The sequence below is a fragment of the Paenibacillus sp. FSL R5-0378 genome, assembly GCF_038009285.1.
Lineage (GTDB): Bacteria > Bacillota > Bacilli > Paenibacillales > Paenibacillaceae > Paenibacillus_AQ > Paenibacillus_AQ favisporus.
This window is the reverse complement of the sequence record NZ_JBBPAY010000001.1, coordinates 528838-548265: the sequence shown is the minus strand read 5'-3', so window position 1 is coordinate 548265 and position 19428 is coordinate 528838. Positions and strand designations below refer to the sequence as shown.

At 55.6% G+C, this 19428-nt stretch carries 14 protein-coding genes; 10 read left to right on the top strand and 4 right to left on the bottom strand.

What is annotated here, in order from left to right:
* Together MKY74_RS02350 and MKY74_RS02345 are read left to right on the top strand one after the other, a co-directional pair.
* Complete coding sequence (locus MKY74_RS02350) at nucleotides 1–891, top strand: DUF3298 domain-containing protein (protein ID WP_076173049.1); 891 nt, start codon at nucleotides 1–3, stop codon at nucleotides 889–891.
* Nucleotides 892–1348: 457 nt separating this feature from the next.
* Nucleotides 1349–5194 (top strand): discoidin domain-containing protein, encoded by a 3846-nt coding sequence (locus MKY74_RS02345; protein ID WP_244169339.1) that lies wholly within the window; start codon nucleotides 1349–1351, stop codon nucleotides 5192–5194.
* Between the two features lie 238 nt (nucleotides 5195–5432).
* On the opposite strand, the gene MKY74_RS02340 is transcribed toward MKY74_RS02345, so the two are convergent.
* Entirely contained in the window at nucleotides 5433–6674 is a 1242-nt protein-coding gene (locus MKY74_RS02340) for an MFS transporter (protein ID WP_076173048.1), read from the bottom strand.
* Nucleotides 6675–6790: 116 nt separating this feature from the next.
* On the opposite strand from MKY74_RS02340, the gene MKY74_RS02335 reads away from it, so the two are divergent.
* The 5 genes from MKY74_RS02335 to MKY74_RS02315 all read left to right on the top strand — a co-directional run bounded on the left by MKY74_RS02335 (nucleotide 6791) and on the right by MKY74_RS02315 (nucleotide 11877).
* Entirely contained in the window at nucleotides 6791–7600 is an 810-nt protein-coding gene (locus MKY74_RS02335) for an AraC family transcriptional regulator (RefSeq protein ID WP_076173047.1), read from the top strand.
* Nucleotides 7601–7768: 168 nt separating this feature from the next.
* The gene (locus tag MKY74_RS02330; protein ID WP_076173046.1) at nucleotides 7769–8551 is read left to right on the top strand and encodes a TrmB family transcriptional regulator; all 783 of its coding nucleotides are present in this window, start codon (nucleotides 7769–7771) and stop codon (nucleotides 8549–8551) included.
* A 91-nt stretch (nucleotides 8552–8642) separates the two neighbouring features.
* Nucleotides 8643–9443: an inositol monophosphatase family protein gene (locus tag MKY74_RS02325; protein ID WP_076173045.1), complete on the top strand. Its 801-nt coding sequence runs from the start codon at nucleotides 8643–8645 to the stop codon at nucleotides 9441–9443.
* A 93-nt stretch (nucleotides 9444–9536) separates the two neighbouring features.
* Nucleotides 9537–10445, top strand: coding sequence for a phosphotransferase family protein (locus MKY74_RS02320; RefSeq protein ID WP_076173044.1), 909 nt, complete (start codon nucleotides 9537–9539; stop codon nucleotides 10443–10445).
* A 202-nt stretch (nucleotides 10446–10647) separates the two neighbouring features.
* The gene (locus MKY74_RS02315) at nucleotides 10648–11877 is read left to right on the top strand and encodes a glycosyl hydrolase family 8 (protein ID WP_076173043.1); all 1230 of its coding nucleotides are present in this window, start codon (nucleotides 10648–10650) and stop codon (nucleotides 11875–11877) included.
* A 93-nt stretch (nucleotides 11878–11970) separates the two neighbouring features.
* Here MKY74_RS02315 and MKY74_RS02310 read toward each other — a convergent pair whose 3' ends face one another.
* Nucleotides 11971–12375 (bottom strand): MerR family transcriptional regulator, encoded by a 405-nt coding sequence (locus MKY74_RS02310; protein ID WP_076173042.1) that lies wholly within the window; start codon nucleotides 12373–12375, stop codon nucleotides 11971–11973.
* Between the two features lie 97 nt (nucleotides 12376–12472).
* Between MKY74_RS02310 and MKY74_RS02305 the strand changes: the two genes are divergently transcribed.
* Nucleotides 12473–13474: an NADP-dependent oxidoreductase gene (locus tag MKY74_RS02305; protein WP_208629341.1), complete on the top strand. Its 1002-nt coding sequence runs from the start codon at nucleotides 12473–12475 to the stop codon at nucleotides 13472–13474.
* A gap of 150 nt (nucleotides 13475–13624) precedes the next feature.
* On the opposite strand, the gene MKY74_RS02300 is transcribed toward MKY74_RS02305, so the two are convergent.
* Together MKY74_RS02300 and MKY74_RS02295 are read right to left on the bottom strand one after the other, a co-directional pair.
* Complete coding sequence (locus MKY74_RS02300; RefSeq protein ID WP_076173041.1) at nucleotides 13625–15430, bottom strand: ABC transporter ATP-binding protein; 1806 nt, start codon at nucleotides 15428–15430, stop codon at nucleotides 13625–13627.
* The gene (locus MKY74_RS02295) at nucleotides 15427–17172 is read right to left on the bottom strand and encodes an ABC transporter ATP-binding protein (RefSeq protein ID WP_076173040.1); all 1746 of its coding nucleotides are present in this window, start codon (nucleotides 17170–17172) and stop codon (nucleotides 15427–15429) included. The genes MKY74_RS02300 and MKY74_RS02295 overlap by 4 nt, the downstream gene beginning before the upstream one ends.
* Before the next feature lie 444 nt (nucleotides 17173–17616).
* Between MKY74_RS02295 and MKY74_RS02290 the strand changes: the two genes are divergently transcribed.
* Both MKY74_RS02290 and MKY74_RS02285 read left to right on the top strand, forming a co-directional pair.
* Nucleotides 17617–18585 carry an ABC transporter ATP-binding protein gene (locus MKY74_RS02290; protein ID WP_076173039.1) on the top strand — a complete coding sequence of 323 codons (969 nt, stop codon included), beginning with the start codon at nucleotides 17617–17619 and terminating at the stop codon, nucleotides 18583–18585.
* Nucleotides 18586–19383: an ABC transporter permease gene (locus MKY74_RS02285; RefSeq protein ID WP_076173038.1), complete on the top strand. Its 798-nt coding sequence runs from the start codon at nucleotides 18586–18588 to the stop codon at nucleotides 19381–19383.
* The last annotated feature ends 45 nt before the right edge of the window (nucleotides 19384–19428 follow it).

Below are 19428 nucleotides of genomic sequence, written 5' to 3'. Positions count from 1 at the left end.
ATGAACAACCATATGGAACGGCTGCGGACAGAGTATCAGAATACACCGGTTCCGGAAGAGCTGGATCGGATCGTGGATCAGGCGATAGCCAAATCTTTGCACAGCAGCAGACGCAAACGCGTTAAATATACATGGGCTGCCGGAGCTTGCGCGGTGGTGCTCCTTTTTCTGGTGACCATCAATGCCAGTCCGGCGGTGGCCAATGCGTTATCGGCCATCCCTGGCGTAGACCGGATCATCAAAGTGCTGACATGGAAGGAATATGCTGTCGACGAACCCGGGGGCTATCATGCCAACATCAAGGTACCGGCCGTCACCAATCTGGACAATCAGCCGCTGGAACAGGGGTTGAATGAAAAGTATTTGAAAGAAAACAAAGCGCTCTACGACAAGTTCATGGCGGAGATAGAAGCGTTGAAGCAGCAAGGCGGCGGCCACCTGGGCTTAGATGCCGGCTACAAGATCAAGACGGACAATAATGACATCCTGTCTATCGAACGTTATGTCGACGAAAGCAGAGGCTCGACGTCCGAGAAATTGGAGCTGGACACGATTGATAAAAAGAACGAAATTCTCATTACGCTGCCAATGCTGTTTAAAGACGATCGATACATTCAGTTGATCAGCGACAACATCAAGGAGCAAATGAAACAGCAGATGAAGACGGATGCGGACAAATTCTATTGGGTATCGGGGTCTGCGGAGGTTCTGCCGACCGACGAATTCCGGGCAATCCAAAAGGACCACAGCTTCTATATCAACAACGACGGCAAGCTCGTCATCGTGTTCAACAAATATGAAGTAGCGCCGGGATATATGGGCTCTCCCGAGTTCATCATTCCGACCGAGGTGATTTCAGACGCTTTGGTAAGCCGCAAGTATATCAAGTAATGCGAAGACCGGTAAAGGGACGCCTTTTACCGGTCTTTATGTTTCCCGTACGGTTGAATTCACCAAAATCATAGGAACAGACACAAAAAGCTTACAAACACGCATCGTCATACGTAAGATTTTTCCAGTATAGTGAATGCGTAACTTGACATCTCCTTCCCAGAAACACAAATCCGGCACCAAGGCCCGGCCACAGACCCAACCATTTGTAGCGGTGGACTCTGCAAGCAAATCAAAACCCCTTCGCATTCCAACTATTCGTCCCAGCCTGTCTGCCCATACCATCCCATCCCGAGAAGGGCATCCGAACAAACGCCAATATTCGTTCACGCTGCTAAGGAGGTGAGCTCCAGAAATTACCGGGTTCCCAGAAAAATGAAAGCGGTTTATTTTTAAAGACGGAGCAGTTCCTGTCGCAGGTAGTCCAGGTCCAAGTATCCCATTCAGGAGGATGATTATGACGGCTCACCATTTTCAGGCTTTACGGAAAACGGCGGCTCTGTATGCGCTGATCTTCGTGTTTCTCATTTCGCAGTTTTTTTATTCCCCGTCTTGGAGTTTTGCAGAACCCGCGGGGGTTGTACCTGCCTCCGGGAGCCAGCAGTCGGGCGGTAATGACACTTCGGATCCGGCCGGCGGTAAAGGCCAGGCTGATTCTCCGGGTGAGGCTGCAGGCTCCGCAGACGCGGGCAATCCGGCCGATGGAGCTGCGGATACGGCGGATGGAAGCTCCGCCGGCGGGCTGAAGTCCCCAGAGCCTGTAGCCGAGGCAGAGGGCGCCGCTGCGGCCGCCGAGCCGGGCAATTTGGCGGCGGGCAAGAGCATGAGCGCGAGCTCTTCTACCCAGACCTACGCGCCGACGAATGCGGGCGACTCCAATCAGGCTACATACTGGGAGAGCAATAACAACGCTTTTCCGCAGTGGCTTCAGGTTGACCTTGGCGGGTCCTACAATGTTAACCAGGTGATCCTGAAGCTTCCGGTCAGCGGCTGGGAGAAGAGAACCCAAACGTTGTCGGTCCAGGGCAGCGCGGACGGGGCAAACTTTACGAATTTGGCCGCCTCGCAGAGCTACACCTTCGATCGGGCCGGCAACAATACGGTGACGGTCAGCTTTACCGCGGCTGCTGCCAGATATGTCAGGCTGGTCTTTACGGCGAACACGGGCTGGCCTGCTGGGCAGATTTCCGAGTTTGAGGTGTACGGCTCCGCCGCTGGTGGCGACACGCAGGCCCCGTCCGCCCCGGGAAACCTGGCCTTTACCGAGCCGGCTTCCGGACAGATCAAGCTGACGTGGACCGCTTCCACGGACAATGTGGGCGTAACCGGATATGATATCTACGCGAATAACGCCTTGCGTGCGAGCGTTGCCGGCAGTGCTCTGACGTATACCGACAACCAGCCGGCATCGGCTACCGTCTCCTATTATGTCAAAGCCAAGGATGCGGCGGGCAACGTATCCGCCGCCAGCAACACCGTGACCCGAACCGGCACGGGCGGGGGTACAGGCACGAATCTGGCGCTGAACAAGCCGATCACCGCTTCCTCGAACGAATACATTTACGTGCCGGCCAATGCCAATGACGGCAGCCTGACCACCTATTGGGAAGGAGCAGCCAATGCGTACCCGAATACGCTGACGCTCAGCCTGGGCGCGAATGCGAATATTTCGTCCATCGTGCTGAAGCTGAATCCGGACAGCGCTTGGGGACCACGCACCCAAACGCTTCAGGTGCTGGGCCATGACCAGAATTCGACCAGCTTCACGAATTTGGTCTCCTCTGCGCAGTACAGCTTCAGCCCGGCGTCCGGCAACACCGTGACGATTCCGGTGACGGCTACCGCCAGCGATATCCAGCTGAAATTCACCGCCAACTCGGATTCGACCGGCGGCCAAGTGGCGGAGCTGCAGGTCATCGGAACGCCTGCTCCGAATCCGGACCTGACGATCACGGGCATGTCCTGGACGCCGGCATCTCCGGTAGAGACCGATACGGTCACGCTGACGTCCACGGTCAAAAACGTGGGGACGGCTTCCTCCGGAGCAACGACGGTGAACTTTTACCTCGGCACGACCAAAGTCGGTTCCGCACCGGTGGGCGCTTTGGCGGCAGGAGCTTCCACGAACGTAACCCTGTCCATTGGTGCCAAAGACGCCGGAAGCTACCAATTGACCTCCAAGGTGGATGAAGATAAGTCGGTCATTGAGCAAAACGAAGACAATAACGCCTTCACCAATCCATCCCCACTGGTGATTGCACCGGTATCGAGCTCCGATCTGGTAGCTTCTTCGGTGACCTGGACGCCGGGCAACCCTTCGGCCGGCAACACGGTGAACTTTACGGTGACGGTTAAAAATCAAGGAACGGCCGCCTCGGCGGGAGGCGCTCATCATATCAAGCTGACGTTAACCGATGCGACGACCGGCGCGGTGATCAAATCCTTGACGGGCTCGGTTAGCGGCGTCATCGCCAGCGGGGCTTCAGCTGCACCGGTCAGCTTAGGCAGCTGGACAGCGGCGAACGGAAAGTATAACGTCAAGACGGAAATCGCCGTTGACGGCAACGAACTGCCGGTGAAGCAGGGCAACAACGTCACAACACAGTCCTTCTTTGTCGGCCGCGGCGCGAACATGCCGTACGACATGTATGAGGCCGAAGACGGCGTTATTGGAGGTGGCGCGGCAATCGTCGGTCCGAACCGGAACATCGGCGACCTCGCCGGCGAGGCTTCGGGACGTAAAGCCGTGACGTTAAACAGCACGGGCAGCTACGTTGAGTTCACGACCAAAGCCAATACGAACACGCTGGTGACCCGGTTCTCCATTCCGGATGCACCCGGGGGCGGTGGTATCGATGCGACGCTGAACGTGTACGTCAACGGCACTTTCACCAAGACGATCAATCTGACGTCGCGCTACGCCTGGCTTTACGGAGACGAAGCGAACCCGAGCAACAGCCCGGGAGCCGGTGCGCCAAGGCATATTTATGACGAGGCCAATATCATGTTCGACAGCACCATCCCGAAAGGCAGCACAATCCGGCTCCAGAAGGATGCGGCCAATACGACGAACTATGCGATCGATTTCGTCAGCCTGGAGCAGGTTGCGCCGATTCCGAATCCGGATCCGGCCAAATACGCGGTGCCGGCCGGCTTCACGCATCAGGACGTGCAGAATGCGCTGGATAAAGTGCGAATGGATACGACAGGCAATCTGGTTGGAGTATACCTGCCGCCGGGAACGTATCAGACCTCGAACAAATTCCAGGTCTACGGCAAGCCAATTAAAATCGTCGGCGCCGGCCCATGGTATACACGCTTCGTGGCTCCGGCGAACCAATCCAACACAGATGTCGGATTTACGGCCAACTCCACGGCCAATGGCTCCACGTTCGCGAACTTTGCCTACTTCGGCAACTATACCTCACGAATCGACGGTCCGGGCAAGGTGTTTGACTTCTCGAACGTGGCGAACATGACAATCGACAACATCTGGACTGAGCATCAGGTGTGCATGTATTGGGGAGCCAACACCGATTACATGACGATTACCAATTCGCGCATCCGCAACACGTTTGCCGACGGCATCAACATGACCAACGGCAGCACGAACAATTTGGTGCGCAACGTCGAAGCGCGGGCTACCGGCGACGACAGCTTCGCGCTGTTCTCGGCGATCGACGCGGGCGGGGCGGACGAAAAGGACAACATCTATGAAAACCTGACTTCGCTCTTGACCTGGCGTGCCGCCGGCCTCGCCGTCTACGGCGGATACGGCAACACTTTCCGCAACATTTACATTGCCGATACGCTGTGCTACTCGGGCGTGACGATCAGCTCGCTGGACTTCGGCTACCCGATGAACGGCTTCGGAGCCTCACCAACGACCAATTTCGAGAATATATCGATCGTCCGGGCCGGCGGGCACTTCTGGGGCCAGCAGACCTTCCCGGCGATGTGGCTGTTCTCGGCATCGAAAGTGTTCCAGGGCATTCGGGTAAGCGACTTGGATATCGTGGACCCGACTTATCACGGCATTATGTTCCAGACCAACTATTTTAACGGACAGCCGCAAAATCCGATCAAGGACACCATCTTCACGAACGTTACGATATCCGGCGCACAGAAGAGCGGCGATGCATTTGACGCCAAGTCGGGCTTTGGGATCTGGGCCAACGAAATGCCTGAGCCCAATCAGGGGCCAGCGGTCGGCTCGGTGACCTTCAACAACCTGAAAATTGTGAACACCGCCACGCCGATCAAAAACAATACGTCGACCTTCACCATTAACGTGAATCCTTGATATCAACGCTATATCAGTTGAAAAGTTGAAATTGAAACATTTTACTCCTTGCTTGTATCGGTATTCTCTAGTTCAAGGTATATAGCCAGTAAAAAGGACGTACAGCCCCATCCCGTTTCTTTGGGAATGGGGCCGTACGTCCTTTGCTGATTTTGTTAAGTAATAAAGAGCATGTCAGTATCAGTGACTTTGCTTCCTTATATCGCAAGAAAAATCTCCGTTAAGTGCGTATATCACCTCATGCCGAAGCTGAGCTGCTGCTGGCTTTACCGGCTGCGCCCATGATCACCGAGTCTTTAGGCAGAAGCAGCGCGAACAGGCCGAGCAGCGGGAGAAAAGCGCATACCTGTGTCATCAGCGCTACCCCGTGTGAGTCCATCAGCCAGCCCATGATGACCGAACCCAAGCCGCCCATGCCGAAGGCCAGTCCGAAGAACAGCCCGGCAACGGTTCCCACGTGTCCCGGCAGCATCTCCTGTGCATACACGATAATGACCGAGAAGCCGGACATCAGGATCAGGCCAATGGCCGCGCAGAGGATCACCGACCCGATCGGCCCGGCATAGGGCAGCAGGAGGGAGAACGGGGACGTGCCAAGGATGGAGAACCAGATAATTTTTTGACGCCCGAACCGGTCCGCCAGCGGACCGCCCAGGAACGTCCCGGCCATGCCGGCGAACTGCAGGGCAAAAATACTCAGCTGCGCGCTGGTTAGCGGAAGGTGGTATTGATCCATGTAATAGAAGGCGTAATAACCGGTCATGCTGGCGAGATATACGAACTTGGAAAACAGCATGAGGATCAAGATCGCGAGCACATACACAATAAACCGCTTGCTGAACCGGCTAGGCTCCTGGCGATGGGTACGATTTGCGGTCCGGGCGGGACGGGTCTGCCGGCCGTACCAGCGACTGACGCCGAGCTGCAGCGCGATGCCGAGTCCGGCCAGCACGATAAACCATAGAAAACCGAGCTGCCCCTGCGGGCTGATGATGAACGCGGCCATCAGCGGAGCAAAAGCCTGGCCGGTGTTTCCCCCGACCTGGAATACGGACTGCGCCAGTCCTTTCCGCCGGTTCATGGCCAGGTGGGCGACCCGGGACGACTCGGGATGGAGCACCGAGGAACCGATCCCGATCAGGGCCGCCGACAGCAGCAGGTACCAAAACGATGGTGCCAGGGCTAAACCTGCCATACCGAGCAGGGTGAACAACATGCCAAGCGGAAGGAGCAGCGGCAGCGGGCGGCGGTCAGTATAGTACCCGATGGCCGGCTGCAGAATGGAAGCCGTAATATTGAGCGTGAAGGCAACCCAGCCGATCTCGGTATAGCTCAAGTGCATCTGCTGCTGAAAGAGCGGAAACACTGCGGGAACGACCGACTGCATCGCATCATTCAGCAGGTGGGCGCAGCTGACGCCGAGCAGAACGGCCAAAGCCGTATTTTTCGCCGTATCCACGGTCATTTCAGATTGTGACATTTCCCCACATCCTCTTTTTTTCTACCCATCATAGCGGATCGAACACGCAGCTGTCGCAGCGAAAATTGCCTTTTGGACAGAGCACGATATGCTATACTGAAGCGGGGTGAGGGTACATGAGAATGCAGATCGTAATGCCGCAGCTGGAGGTTCACCGCTTCTCCAGCCCGTTCGAAAATACACCGCATGCACACGACGATCAATTCCAAATCACGATTCCGCTTCAAGGGACCTGCCATTTTACGCATGAGCATAAACAGCTGGCGCTCCCTCCCGGCGAAGGAATTGTGCTGCAGCCTAGCGACCGGCATTCCTTCTACATCGGCGACGGCACGGGCGTGGTGGTGATCCGGATCCGGCCGGAGAGCCTGTACCCGGGTGATTCCTCGGTTTACAGTGAGCCCCGGCACAGAAAGCAGTTCGACGTGAGCCGGGTATCGAGGGTGTTTCGGCAATGGACAGCGGACATGATGGCTCTCGACATGGCTGATCCGCTCGTGGAGGAGGAGCTGGAAGCCCGGATGATCTGCGATCTGCGGGAGCTGATTTGGGAGGGGACCGTTCCGGCCAGCCCCAAGATGGCCCATGCTGCCGCCGACCGGCATCTGGCACAGGTGCTCGAATATGTGCATGCGCATTTCACGGAACAGTTGAGCGTCAGCAGCCTCGCAGCGATGGCGATGCAGAGCCGGTACCATTTTATCCGGTCGTTCAAGTCTCTGACGGGCGTGCCCCCGTATCAGTATGTGCTGCAGCTCCGGGTGAGGGAAGCGATGGAGCAGCTGAAGAAGTCCGCGGACACTGTCACCGTTATCAGTTTCAACCTTGGGTTCTCGAGCACGAGCCAATTTTTCCGGGCCTTTGCCAAAATGACCGGCATGACGCCGGAGCAGTACCGGAAATCGGAAGGACGCCGCTTGATCTAAAAAACTTAAATTGGAGCTGTGAAATCGAACCGTATCCGAGAGGGATGCGGTTTTTTGAGCTTATCATCGAGACGGATTCTCCGTAATATATCGATACACGCTTGACAAGATATATAAGTAGTATTATAAAATAACACTACAGTACTTTAGCGAAAGGAGGAGCTAAAAATGATCGAACAACTGCGAAGCCTCGGTCTTTCGGATCTGGAAGCGCGCATCTACCTCGTGCTGCACGAAGAGCCCCATTTGTCCGGTTATGAAGTGGCGAAAAGGGTATCGGTATCACGGACGAACGTCTATGCGGCGCTGCGGGTGCTGACCGACAAGGGCTTCTGCCGCTCCATCGAAGCGGATCCGGTGCTGTACGATGCCGTCCCGATCGGGCAGCTCATCCGCATGCTCAAGTCGCAGTTTGAGCAGACGGCGAAGGCGCTTGTGGAAGAGCTGGATGCGCCGCCGAAGGCGGCACCTGCCTTTTACACCTGGAAAGGGGAACAAGCGCTGCAGACCGCCATCCGCCGGCTGATTGCCAATGCGGATAGGAGTATTGTCGTTGACATTTGGTCGGAGGATGTCCACTGGGTGGAGGAAGCACTGATGGAAGCCCAGCAGCGCGGGATTAACGTCATTCTGATCACGATCGGCGAGGCGGGCACCGGGCTTTCGAACGTCATCGTACATCAGCGGAGCGAGGAGTGGGCGCAGGTAATCTCGCGTAAATTTTCCGTTCTGTGCGACGGCAGGGCAGCCCTGATCGGCAGCTTCGGCAAATCACTGAAGCTGTCTGCACTGGAGACAGACCACCCGTCGGTGATCGAGCTGCTGAACAATGCGTTCTTCCACGATGTCATCGCCGACCGGATTGAGCAGGACTTCGGCCGGGAGCTGGAAGAGAAATACGGACGTCACTACGAGCGGATAATCGGTCCATATCGCGGGATGCTGGAATAGGAGGCGTCCCCCTTTTTTCGGAGACTCATTAGTAGTATTCAAGAATACTATTAAAAAAGCAATTCTCATATCAAAAGGAGATGGATGAAAGATGAAAACAAATCTGAATGTTGAAGAAATTCGCACTGTTCTTGAAGGGACCGGCGGACAGCTGCTGGTCAAATACGGCCAGGGGCCCGCTCCGGCGGACCGGGAGGCGATGATCGCCCGGTTTGTGGAGGCGAACTCGTGGGCCGAGAAGAACATCCGAAGCATACTCGAATCCCGTTACCCGGATATTCCATGGTCGGAGGCCGAATTGGATGCGGATCAGCAGCGTGAGCCGGAGTTTGGCGGGACTTATTGGGTGCTTGATCCGGTGGATGGCGCGGTGCATCTGCATCAGGGTTTTGCCTTCTGGTCGACCTCACTCTGCCTGATCGAGGAGGGGCAGCCGGTTTTTGCGGCAGTGTATGATGCGAACCGGCGTGAATTTTTTCATGCGATGCGGGGAAAGGGTGCCTTTCTGAACGGGGAACGGATGGCCGTGGCGCAGAAAACCAAACTTGCCGACGCCCTGCTGGTCACTGCGCCGCCGAACAAGGTGGAGAAGGAGCCCGAGAACGTGCGGCTGACCGCCTGGAGTACCGGGAAGCTCCTGCCGGAGACGACTGCAATCCGTATGCTCGGTTCGGTTGCGCTCCAGATGGCTTATGTGGCCTGCGGGCGGATGGATGCTTATTGGGAGCACGGGCAGGAAGTTTACGACTGGATGGCCGGAGCTCTTCTGATTGAGGAGGCAGGCGGAATCGCAACCGATATGGACGGCGGGCCGTTTGGATGGGGTGCCTCCGGCGTTATTGCGGGGAGCCGGGAACTATGCAGGGGCATTACCGGGGTGCTGGGCTATTAATGCGCTGAGGCTATGCATACCTTTTTAGTACTTGAAGCGGGGGAACATGGCTGGTAGACTGCTTGTAATCTGGTAATTAAAGGAGGAAGCCTCATGACTATTGATCTTCTTGGTGCAGTCCGGTTTATAAACAGCCGTTTTGGCAGCCGGGCCAAGGATATTGCTCCGGTGGGTGCCGGAGACTGGTCAACGGCTTACGGATTCACGCTGGACGGCCAGGAAATGGTGATCCGTTTCGGCGCTCATGTGGAAGATTTTCAAAAAGATCAGGTCATGGGTTCACTCGCCCCGCCGATGGTACCCGTTCCTGAGGTTACCTTGATCGGAGAGACATCCGAAGGTTTTTATGCCGTATCGAGGCGGGTCCGTGGCGGACATCTGGATGAGCTTGATGCTGGGGAAATGCGGCTGATCCTTCCGGGGCTGATTGATGCGCTCTTGGGACTTCAACAGGTAGATACAGGAAGTATAAGCCATGGTGGAGAGTGGCGTCTTGGGGGCCGTCGCGCAAGCTGGAGTGAGGAGCTGCTGTCCGTGACCGGACCGAGGGACCGGCTTCCCGGCTGGCGGGAGCGGCTGGATTTATTCCCCGCGGAGTCCAAAATTTTTGATAGCGGTGTCTCGGCTTTACAGCGGCTCGCCCCCCGTCTTCCCGAGTATAGAGGTATCGCTCACTGCGACCTTTTGAACCGGAATGTATTGGTGGACCGCGGCGGGTTGACCGGCATCATCGATTGGGGAAATGCCATTTACGGCGATCCCTTGTATGACATGGCCTGGCTTTTATACTGGTGGCCTTGGTATCCGCAGTGGCAGGAGATCGATCTGCAGCAGGTTCTGAATGATGTTTGGGAGCGGCAGGGAGGCATTCCTTCGCAGATGGAGGAGCGGCTCCGCTGCTGTTTGCTCCACATTGGCTTAGACCATATCGCCTACTGCGCTTTTAGGCAGCGGACGGAGGATATGCGGCGTAATGCCGTGCAGCTGTTGGATTACATATAAAAATATATTTTACAAATAATTGGAAATCAGGTAGACTAATAGAGAAACTAATATTAAAGCGCTTTAACTTTCGGAGGGGGTGGGACTGCGTTAATCCTGTGATCTGCTGCCCGCGCCGATGGCGTCCCGGGCGGTTACAGCTGAGATGAACCGAGGCATAACCTGTTTCCTAATCTATGAAATTAAAGGAGCGTAATGGGTGATGAAAAGAAATAAGAGATTTTCATTAAGCGGCAAAGCCGTTCTGATTTGTTGTCTCGCTTTTCTGATGGTTCCCGCCGGATTTGCGCTGGCGGCGCCGAACAAGCCTTTCCCTCAGCATACGACTTACACCAGCGGCTCGATCAAGCCGAGTCATGTAACCCAGACCACGATGGACGATGCAGTCAAATCCAAATGGGACAGCTGGAAATCAGCTTACCTGAAGCCGGCCGGGACCGGCAAATATTATGTGAAGTACGATTCAAGCGGCGCGACGGTGTCCGAAGCGCATGGCTACGGCATGCTGCTGACCGTGCTGATGGCCGGATACGACAGCAGCGCGCAGACCTATTTTAACGGACTGTATAAGTACTACACCGAGCATCCCAGCGACAATAATCCGTACTTGATGGCATGGAAACAGAACAGCAGCTTTCAGAATGTTGAAGGAGCCGATTCCGCCACTGACGGGGATATGGACATCGCTTATTCGCTCCTGTTGGCGGACAAGCAGTGGGGCAGCAGCGGCACAGTGAACTACTTGCAGGCAGCCAAAAATATCATCAATGCCATTATGCAAAACGACGTGAACCAGACGCAATGGACCCTCCGGCTTGGCGATTGGGCTACCGACGGTTCCTACGCTACGGCGACCCGTCCTTCAGACTTCATGCTGAACCATCTGAAGGCGTTCCAGCAGGCGACCGGTGATACCCGGTGGACTAAGGTCATTGATAAAACCTACTCCATTATCAATTCGATTTATACAAATTACAGTGCATCGACGGGATTGCTGCCCGACTTTGTCGTCTACTCGGGAGGCGCGTACAAGCCAGCGCCGGCCGACTTCCTGGAAGATACGACCGACGGCTCCTACGCCTATAATTCCTGCCGTACGCCTTGGCGGATTACGACCGATTACCTGATGACCGGCGACAACCGGGCGCTGAATCAGCTGAACCAGATGAACAGCTGGATCAAAGGCAAGGTGAACAGCAACCCGGGCGCCGTCAAGGACGGATACAAGCTGAACGGAAGCGTCATCGGTTCGTATAACAGCGGCGCCTTTTTCGCCCCGTTCGGCGTCAGCGCCATGACTTCCTCGTCGAACCAAACCTGGCTGAACTCTGTGTGGACATATACGGCCGGAAGCTCAAGCGAAGGATACTATGAAGACAGCATCAAGCTGTTCTCGCTCCTTGTGATGTCCGGCAACTGGTGGGCGTATTGATTTCTGGGGGTATTCGGATTTTGTAGCGGTAAAATAATCAAATCAACTCCCAGTGCCCATTCGAGGCACACCGGTACGACAAAATGGCCTTTTCTATATTTTGTCGTCAAACATGGTTTCCGTTCTTAAGTTGTTCATCAATGAAATTTTGGCTTCCAACATGTCATTAAGAGTTCTGTGAATCTGCTCAAATTCGATCTGTTTCTGCTCGATCTCACGTATCTTTTCACGAAAGAGGTCAATGAGTTCCATTCCTTTTGATATCGTAAGCTTATCCACAGTATATTCTTGAAAGAGTTCTGTCATTTCGTCTAGAGAAAAGCCAACGCTCTGCAGCCTCTTAATGATCTTCAAATGTTCGACTGTCTCCTCTGAATAGTCACGATAGTTATTTTTCCCCCTAAGAACATAACGACTGTCTAACAAACCTACCTTCTCATAAAATCGAATGGTAGGGGCTGTCAAGCCTGTTTTTATTGCTAACTCATGGATTTTCAATGTAAATCCCCTCTAAATGATTTGCCTTCAAGTTAACTTCATAGTTTATGATTCCATTGTAACACAGACTACCAAGACAAAATGGAGGGAAATCGAAATGAGGAGTTTTGATTCGTCGAGTAGTGATGTGAACAATTCAACATCAACCCCTGCAACAATGCGCGCGGTCCGTTTACATCAATACGGTGAACCGGCAGAAGTACTGCGCTTGGAACAGGCTGCGATCCCTAGCCCCGGTCTCGGGCGTATTCGTGTGAAAGTGCACGCTTGCGGGCTAAATCCAGCCGACTGGGGAATATGCAAAGGTCTGTTTCCCGGTGATCTGCCTCGCGGCATTGGTCTGGATGTGTCTGGGATTGTGGATGCGGTCGGTGAGGGTGTCAATGATGTCGCGATCGGCGACGCCGTCCTAGGCATCGCCGACTACGCCGGTGCCTTGAGCGGTGGCGCGGCTGAACAAGCAATTCTGGACCATTGGGCACGTATCCCGGAAGGACTCGACTTCGTGCGGGCTGCGGCACTGCCGCTCGCAGTCGCAACATCCTATCGACACATTGAAGTGCTGGGGGTGAAGTCGGATCATACCCTCCTTGTGCACGGAGCCGGAACCATGCTAGGCATTGCCGCCGTCCAAATCGCCCTGATGCGAGGTGCCCGAGTGATCGCTACCGCCGGGGATAGCTACGCCGATCAGCTCCGCGCGATGGGAGCGGAGGTGACCTCGTACGGCGACGGAATGGTTGAGCGCGTAGCCGAGTTGGTCGGACAGCCGGTGGATATGGTTCTGGATACAGCACCGCCGAGTGGAGCACTGCCTGCTCTTATCCAAATCGTCGAAGGTGATCCTCGTCGTGTCTTAACCATTAGCGACTTCACCGCAGCCGCCGAGCTCGGTGTCCGCACCACCTTCACAGAGCTCTCCATGGATGAGGCTCAGAACTACGATGTTCTCGGCGAGTTCGCCCAGTACACAGCGGACGGCAAGTTCACTGTCCCTGTTGCTCGGACTTTCGCGCTCGATGAATGGCGCACAGCACTCGACATCAGCCTGAGTGGGCGCGCCCGCGGCAAGCTGGTCCTGCTGCCTACCGGTAACTAATGTAGTTCGAAATCTGAAATGGAAAATTATTCAATCCACCACAAATCGGAATAGTCTTCTTGGGGAAACCCGTCTATGGGTAAATAACATGAACAGCCCCGGCCGCAATTTGGCCGGGGCTGTTTGGCTATCCCCAAGTGATGAAGTGGTTCAGACCTTCACCGTCTCGTTTTTGCTGTCAGTTTGCTCACCCGACTCCGATGAATCCGTCGGTTCACCCTGCCACAGCAGCTGCATTTCCGTGCTGGACTCCAGCAGTTCGGCAAGGCTGCCTTCCGCTTCGATGCGGCCGTCCTTCATCACGATGATGTGGTCGGCCTGCGCCAGCGCTGCCCGGCGGTGGGACACGGCGATGCAGGTGACGTCGCGCTCCTCAAAGAGACCCTCCCACAGCTTCTTCTCCGTTTCGACGTCGAGCGCGCTCGACAGATCGTCGAAGATAAACAGGTCCGACTCGGTCATCATCATGCGTGCTGTGGCAGCGCGCTGGATCTGGCCGCCGGACAGCATAACGCCTCTCGGGCCGACGAAAGTATCGAGACCTTTCTCCAGGTCCTCGATATCCTTCTCCATGACGGCCAGCCGGATCGCCCGGGCGAGCGCGTCCGCCTCGGGCGGGCTGCCCTGGACGATGTTCTCCTGCAGCGTGTCGCTGAACAGCCGCGGAACCTGCGGCGTATAAGCGGACCGCGGCGGAACCAGGAACGCCGCCGGATCGATGTCGCGGCCGTTCCAGCGCACATCACCGCCCGATTTGGGCAGCAGGCCGAGCAGCGTGCGGACGAGGGTCGATTTGCCGGAACCGATCCGTCCGGTGATCACGACGAACTGGCCTCTTGTCACCGCAAAGTTCACATCAGTAATTCCGTTCTCCGAGCCCGGATAGGTGTAGGAAAGGTTCCGGATTTCCAGCGTTTGCAGCCGGTCGTCGGAGCTGCGCTCGACCACGGGCAGCTCGGGCGGTTCGCCGTAAAGGTACGTTTCGCTGAAATCCATGATCCGCTCCTGCTCCCCTGGCCGGAAGAGAACACTCATACGGTCGAGGGACACCTTAAGTCTTTTATGCTGAAAAACCATATATCCGAACAGAGAAATACTGAACGCAATATTGGTCATGTATGAGGTAAACAGGGCGAAATCGCCGACGGTAAACTGTCCGGCCTTCATCGCCGAGGCACACATGAGCAAAATAATACCGGTACAAATGCTGAGCACATGCTGATTGAGCGAGCGCATCCACTGCTTGAACAGGTTATCCTTCAGCGCCGCCTGCCGCCGCGATTCATTCAGTTCCACAAAGCGGCGGTGGACATGCTCCTCGGCCTGCCCCAGCTTCAGCGCCTGCACCGCGCCGAAAGACTCGGCAATGAAGCTGGTGATGCGCCCGGTGGCTTCGCGGTTCTGCTGGCCGTAGCGTCTCGCCCGGTTGCCGGACAGATTGTTCAGCAGCGTCACCGCAACCAGCGGCAGAATCGCGACCAGAGTGATCTGCCAGTTGATGCGGGCCATGATGACCAGGGAGATGATCGCAAACGCAAACCGTCCCCAGAAGTCGACCCAGGACTCCACGTATTCGACCACTTCATCCACGTCTTCGCGGAACCGGCTCACGGCTTCGCCCGGTGAAGCGGGGAGGTTGCGTCCGGGCCAGCGCATGATGCCTTTCAGCATATTCGTGCGGAGAATCGCCTGGATGTCGTAAATATAGGTGACCCATTTAAAAAAGGCCCAGAAGAAGACGCCGGTCCGGGATATGCGGACGATAGCGATAAAAATGAGCGGGGCGACGAGCCACAAATAGTTATGCGACTCGCCGGTCGCTCGGTCGAAAAACCACTGCATACCAAGGCCCAGCAGCAGCGGCATGGAATGGAACAGCCCCCACAAGAGGCCGTTCACAATAAACAGCGAGATGTTATACATAAACAGGCGCTGGATAAACCAGGTTACGGTCATGCCAAGTCCTCCTCTCGTCCGGTAATCAGCAGCTGGGCGTAGTGTGAGGTTGGGTCTTTCGCCAATACCTCCCGTTCCCCGAATTCAAGAATCCGGCCGTCGCCCAGCACCATAATGTGGTCGACCTGCTCCAGCGTGGAGAGCCGGTGTGCGATCACGATGCCCGTACAGTTCTGCATGAGCTGATCCACGGCAGACTGCAGCATCGCTTCGGTAGCGGCATCCAGCCGGGACGACGGCTCATCCAGAATCACCAGGCTCGGCTGGGTCAGAAAGACCCGTGTCAGGGCGAAAAGCTGCGCTTCCCCGGCGGACAGCGAGGCGCCGCCGGCCTTCAGGTGCGTATCCAGACCTTCCGGCTGCGAGTCGATCCATTGCTTGAGTCCGAGCCTTTCGGTCGTGCCCAGAATATAGTCGTCCGATATGCTGCCGTCAAACAGCGTCAGATTGTCCCGGAGCGTGCCGTCAAACAGCTGCACGTCCTGTGTAACCATGCCGACCCGGCGGTACAGCGCCTCGAGCTTCAGGTCGCGGATGTCTATGCCCCCCACCCGGACGGTGCCGCTGTTGATATTGTACAGGCGCAGCAGGACCCGGCTGAGGCTCGACTTGCCGCTTCCGGTACGTCCGATGATGCCCAGACGCTCGCCGGGCCGGACGGTAAACGTAATATCGTGGAGTACCGGCTTATCCGGGTTATAGCTGAAATGGACATGGTCGAATTCCAGACCAAGCGCTCCGTCAGGCAGCGCCGTTTGCGTTCCTTCCATGATCTCGGTGCGGCTCGCCAGCAGCTCCTGGGAGCGCAGCATGCCGGATTTGGCCTTTTGGAATTCCTGAACCTGATCCCCGAGCTGCTCGATCGGATCGTTCAGCATTTGGGTGTATTGATAGATCAGGAATAGCGTTCCGAGCGATATTTGGTCAGTCAGAAAATAATGAACACCGAGCATCAGCACCGCCGTCACGGCGATGGCGAACAGCACGACCGTTGTATTCCAGGGAATGACGCGCAGCATCCAGGCTTTGCGACCTTTGAGGAACACATTTCGCATAGAGCGGTAGAAGCGGTTCATGACGTACGGCACGTTGCCGTTCGCCTGAACGTCCTCAATGCCGGCGATCCGTTCCTCGATCAGGCCGAACAGGGCCGCGCTGGCACCGCGTTCATCTTTGGAGGAAGTGACGCCCAGATTGCGGATGAACACCATGGCCCCAATAGATGCCAAAGTGAACAGGGTCATGACCGAGGCAATCGGCCAATTGATCGTAAACATATAGCCGAGAATGCCGGCAAGAAGCACGAAGCTGCCGATGACTTTAATGATAAACATGGCGAAAAAGTTCGACATGTTGGTGACGTCCCCGTCGATCCGCTCAATCATTTCGCCCGGCGTTTTCAAGTTGTGAAACCGCATGTCGAGCCGCAGGCAGTGCTTCAGCAGGTCGCCGCGCAGCTGGTTGGTGGCGCGCCAGGACACGTCGTTGCCGAGATAGCTGATCGCCACGGTCAGGATCTGGTTCAGTACGGCAAAAACCAGGTAAATCCCTGCCAGCACGAGCAGGCTCGAGACGATGCCGTTCGCGGCGGCCGTGTCGATAAAGCGCTGCACGATCTGTGGATTGACCAGCTGCGCCCCGGTCGAGGCGAGCAGCAGAATAAGCAGCAGGAGCAGCCGTCCCCGGACCGGCTTCAAATACTTCAGCAGCCAGGACATCGACGGCTTTGCGGATTGTTGCATGGTAAAACCCCCAATTCCAAACGAAACCTTATGTATGGTGACTTGCTTTCGCCCGGCTTTCATAATTGACCGGATGCAAATAATATCCATCATACAATAATTTGGAAGTGTTTCAAGATAAAGTTTGACTAAATCCAAACTTTATCGGCGTTTTGTCTCAGGGTGGCTGCAAGGCTTGCAGTGCGTGCCATCCCCCTTGCCTTCAGGCGTAGCAGGCGGATTCATGCTGAAGAAACGAAGTGGTCCCCTTTATTCCCGGATTTCAACCTTCTACCCGTTCCATGGAAATCTGGGAATAACAGGGATCGGAAGCATGATCCGCATGCGGAGCCCCTCCAGTTCATATTGAGTTCACATTACAGGTTTAATCTTAGTACCGTTCACAAGCTCGGCACTGCTTGTTACAGGCCTGGCCGGTGACCCAGAATTAAGGGAGGTATGAAGATGGAACCCATCATTCGCGTAGAACAATTGCGAAAACAATATAAAAACAGCAAACGTCCGGCCGTGGACGGGATCAGTTTCGAGGTGGGGCGGGGCGAATTTTTCGCCTTCCTGGGCCCGAACGGGGCGGGGAAAACGACCACGATTTCGATCCTGACCACCACGCTGTCCAAAAGCGAAGGCACGGTTATGATCGCCGGCTATGACGTGGAGAAGGAAGCGGCGAAGGTACGCCGGAATGTCGGCATTATTTTTCAGAACCCGAGCCTGGACCTCGATTTGACGGCGGAAGAGAACATCCGCCTCCATGTCAGCATTTACGGCGTTTATGCCTATCGGCCGTTCTACAGCATGATGCCGAAGGAATACAAGCAGCGGATCGAGGAGCTGGCCGCCATTGTCGGCATTCACGACAATTTGTTCAAGAAGGTCAAGGGCTTCTCCGGTGGGATGAAGCGCAAGCTGGAAATCATGCGCAGCTTGATGCACAAGCCGCAAATTTTATTTTTGGATGAGCCGACGCAGGGGCTGGACGCCTCTGCCCGCCAATCGCTGTGGGCTTATCTGCAGAAGATCCGCAAGGAAGAAAACATTACGATTTTCCTGACGACACACTATTTGGAAGAAGCGGAGGAAGCCGACCGGGTATGCATGATCACGCACGGCAAAGTGGCGGTGCTCGGAACGCCGGAAGAGATCAAGCACAAGCTGCTGGGTGACAAAAGTATGCTGATCGATGCCGGCGACCGGAAGGCGCTGCGGGCGGAGCTGGAGGAGCTTCAGGTTTCTTTTACCGAAGAGGAGCAGTGCTTCCGGGTCCGTTTTCAGGATAAAACGCCGCAGTCCCTCGTAGCCCGTCTGCAAACACCATTAAGCCGGATGGAAGTGCACCAGCAGACGCTGGAGGAAGCCTATCTGAGCCTGGTGCAGCAGAGTCAGAACGACGAATCGAGAAAGGGGGCGGTCTAAATGCTCATGACCAAAGCGCAAAAGGAAAGCAACGCGGTCGTGGCGATCGCCGCACGGGAAATTACGAAGGGAATCAAAAATCCGGTACTGATGATCGTGAGCATCGTCTTTCCGATCATTTTCATCGGCATCTTCGGTGGAAGCCTGTCGCAGAACATGGCCGGCAATCTCGGCTACAATTATTTGCAGTTCATGATGATCGGCATGATCGTGAACAGCGTGTTCACGGGCCTTATCACGGGGATGAGCTCCCTGATCGAGGAAAGGAACCAGAATTTGACGCAGGAGCTGTATGTGTCCCCGATCTCCAGGTATTCTATTATCCTCGGTAAAATGATCGGTTCCAGCTTCACCAGCATCGTAGGGCTGATCGGCATTCTGATCGTTGCACTCCTGATGCATATTCCATTAGGCGGCATGCATATTGTATGGCTGTTTCTCATTACGCCGCTGTTCTGCCTGATCGGCGGATCGCTGGGTATTTTCTTCATCGGGTTTGTCCAAGACAGTAAGACGGCGGATATCGGTTCGATGCTGCTCGTCATGCCGCAGATGTTCCTGTCGGGAGCGATGATTCCGATCCAGCATTCCACCGGCATTCTCGGCTTTCTCGCCCATATTATGCCGATGACGTACTGCATCGATTTGGCCCGGGCGGTGTTTTATTCCGGGACGCCGGTCTACTCGCAGATCGTGCTGTACCATCCGGTGACAGATCTGCTCGTGATGGCCGGATTCTTCCTGGTCTTCACGATCGTCGGCACATTGATGTTTACGAGATCGGAACGGAATCGGTAAAATGCAGGTAGGACGAAAATGGCCCCTCCGGTTGGGGCATGGACG

What these genes read in the sequence shown, in the direction of transcription:
- MKY74_RS02350 (WP_076173049.1), top strand. Translation starts at nt 1, where the DNA reads ATGAACAACCATATGGAACGGCTGCGGACAGAGTATCAGAATACACCG.
- MKY74_RS02345 (WP_244169339.1), top strand. Translation starts at nt 1,349, where the DNA reads ATGACGGCTCACCATTTTCAGGCTTTACGGAAAACGGCGGCTCTGTAT.
- MKY74_RS02340 (WP_076173048.1), bottom strand. Translation starts at nt 6,674, where the DNA reads ATGTCACAATCTGAAATGACCGTGGATACGGCGAAAAATACGGCTTTG.
- MKY74_RS02335 (WP_076173047.1), top strand. Translation starts at nt 6,791, where the DNA reads ATGAGAATGCAGATCGTAATGCCGCAGCTGGAGGTTCACCGCTTCTCC.
- MKY74_RS02330 (WP_076173046.1), top strand. Translation starts at nt 7,769, where the DNA reads ATGATCGAACAACTGCGAAGCCTCGGTCTTTCGGATCTGGAAGCGCGC.
- MKY74_RS02325 (WP_076173045.1), top strand. Translation starts at nt 8,643, where the DNA reads ATGAAAACAAATCTGAATGTTGAAGAAATTCGCACTGTTCTTGAAGGG.
- MKY74_RS02320 (WP_076173044.1), top strand. Translation starts at nt 9,537, where the DNA reads ATGACTATTGATCTTCTTGGTGCAGTCCGGTTTATAAACAGCCGTTTT.
- MKY74_RS02315 (WP_076173043.1), top strand. Translation starts at nt 10,648, where the DNA reads ATGAAAAGAAATAAGAGATTTTCATTAAGCGGCAAAGCCGTTCTGATT.
- MKY74_RS02305 (WP_208629341.1), top strand. Translation starts at nt 12,473, where the DNA reads ATGAGGAGTTTTGATTCGTCGAGTAGTGATGTGAACAATTCAACATCA.
- MKY74_RS02300 (WP_076173041.1), bottom strand. Translation starts at nt 15,430, where the DNA reads ATGACCGTAACCTGGTTTATCCAGCGCCTGTTTATGTATAACATCTCG.
- MKY74_RS02295 (WP_076173040.1), bottom strand. Translation starts at nt 17,172, where the DNA reads ATGCAACAATCCGCAAAGCCGTCGATGTCCTGGCTGCTGAAGTATTTG.
- MKY74_RS02290 (WP_076173039.1), top strand. Translation starts at nt 17,617, where the DNA reads ATGGAACCCATCATTCGCGTAGAACAATTGCGAAAACAATATAAAAAC.
- MKY74_RS02285 (WP_076173038.1), top strand. Translation starts at nt 18,586, where the DNA reads ATGCTCATGACCAAAGCGCAAAAGGAAAGCAACGCGGTCGTGGCGATC.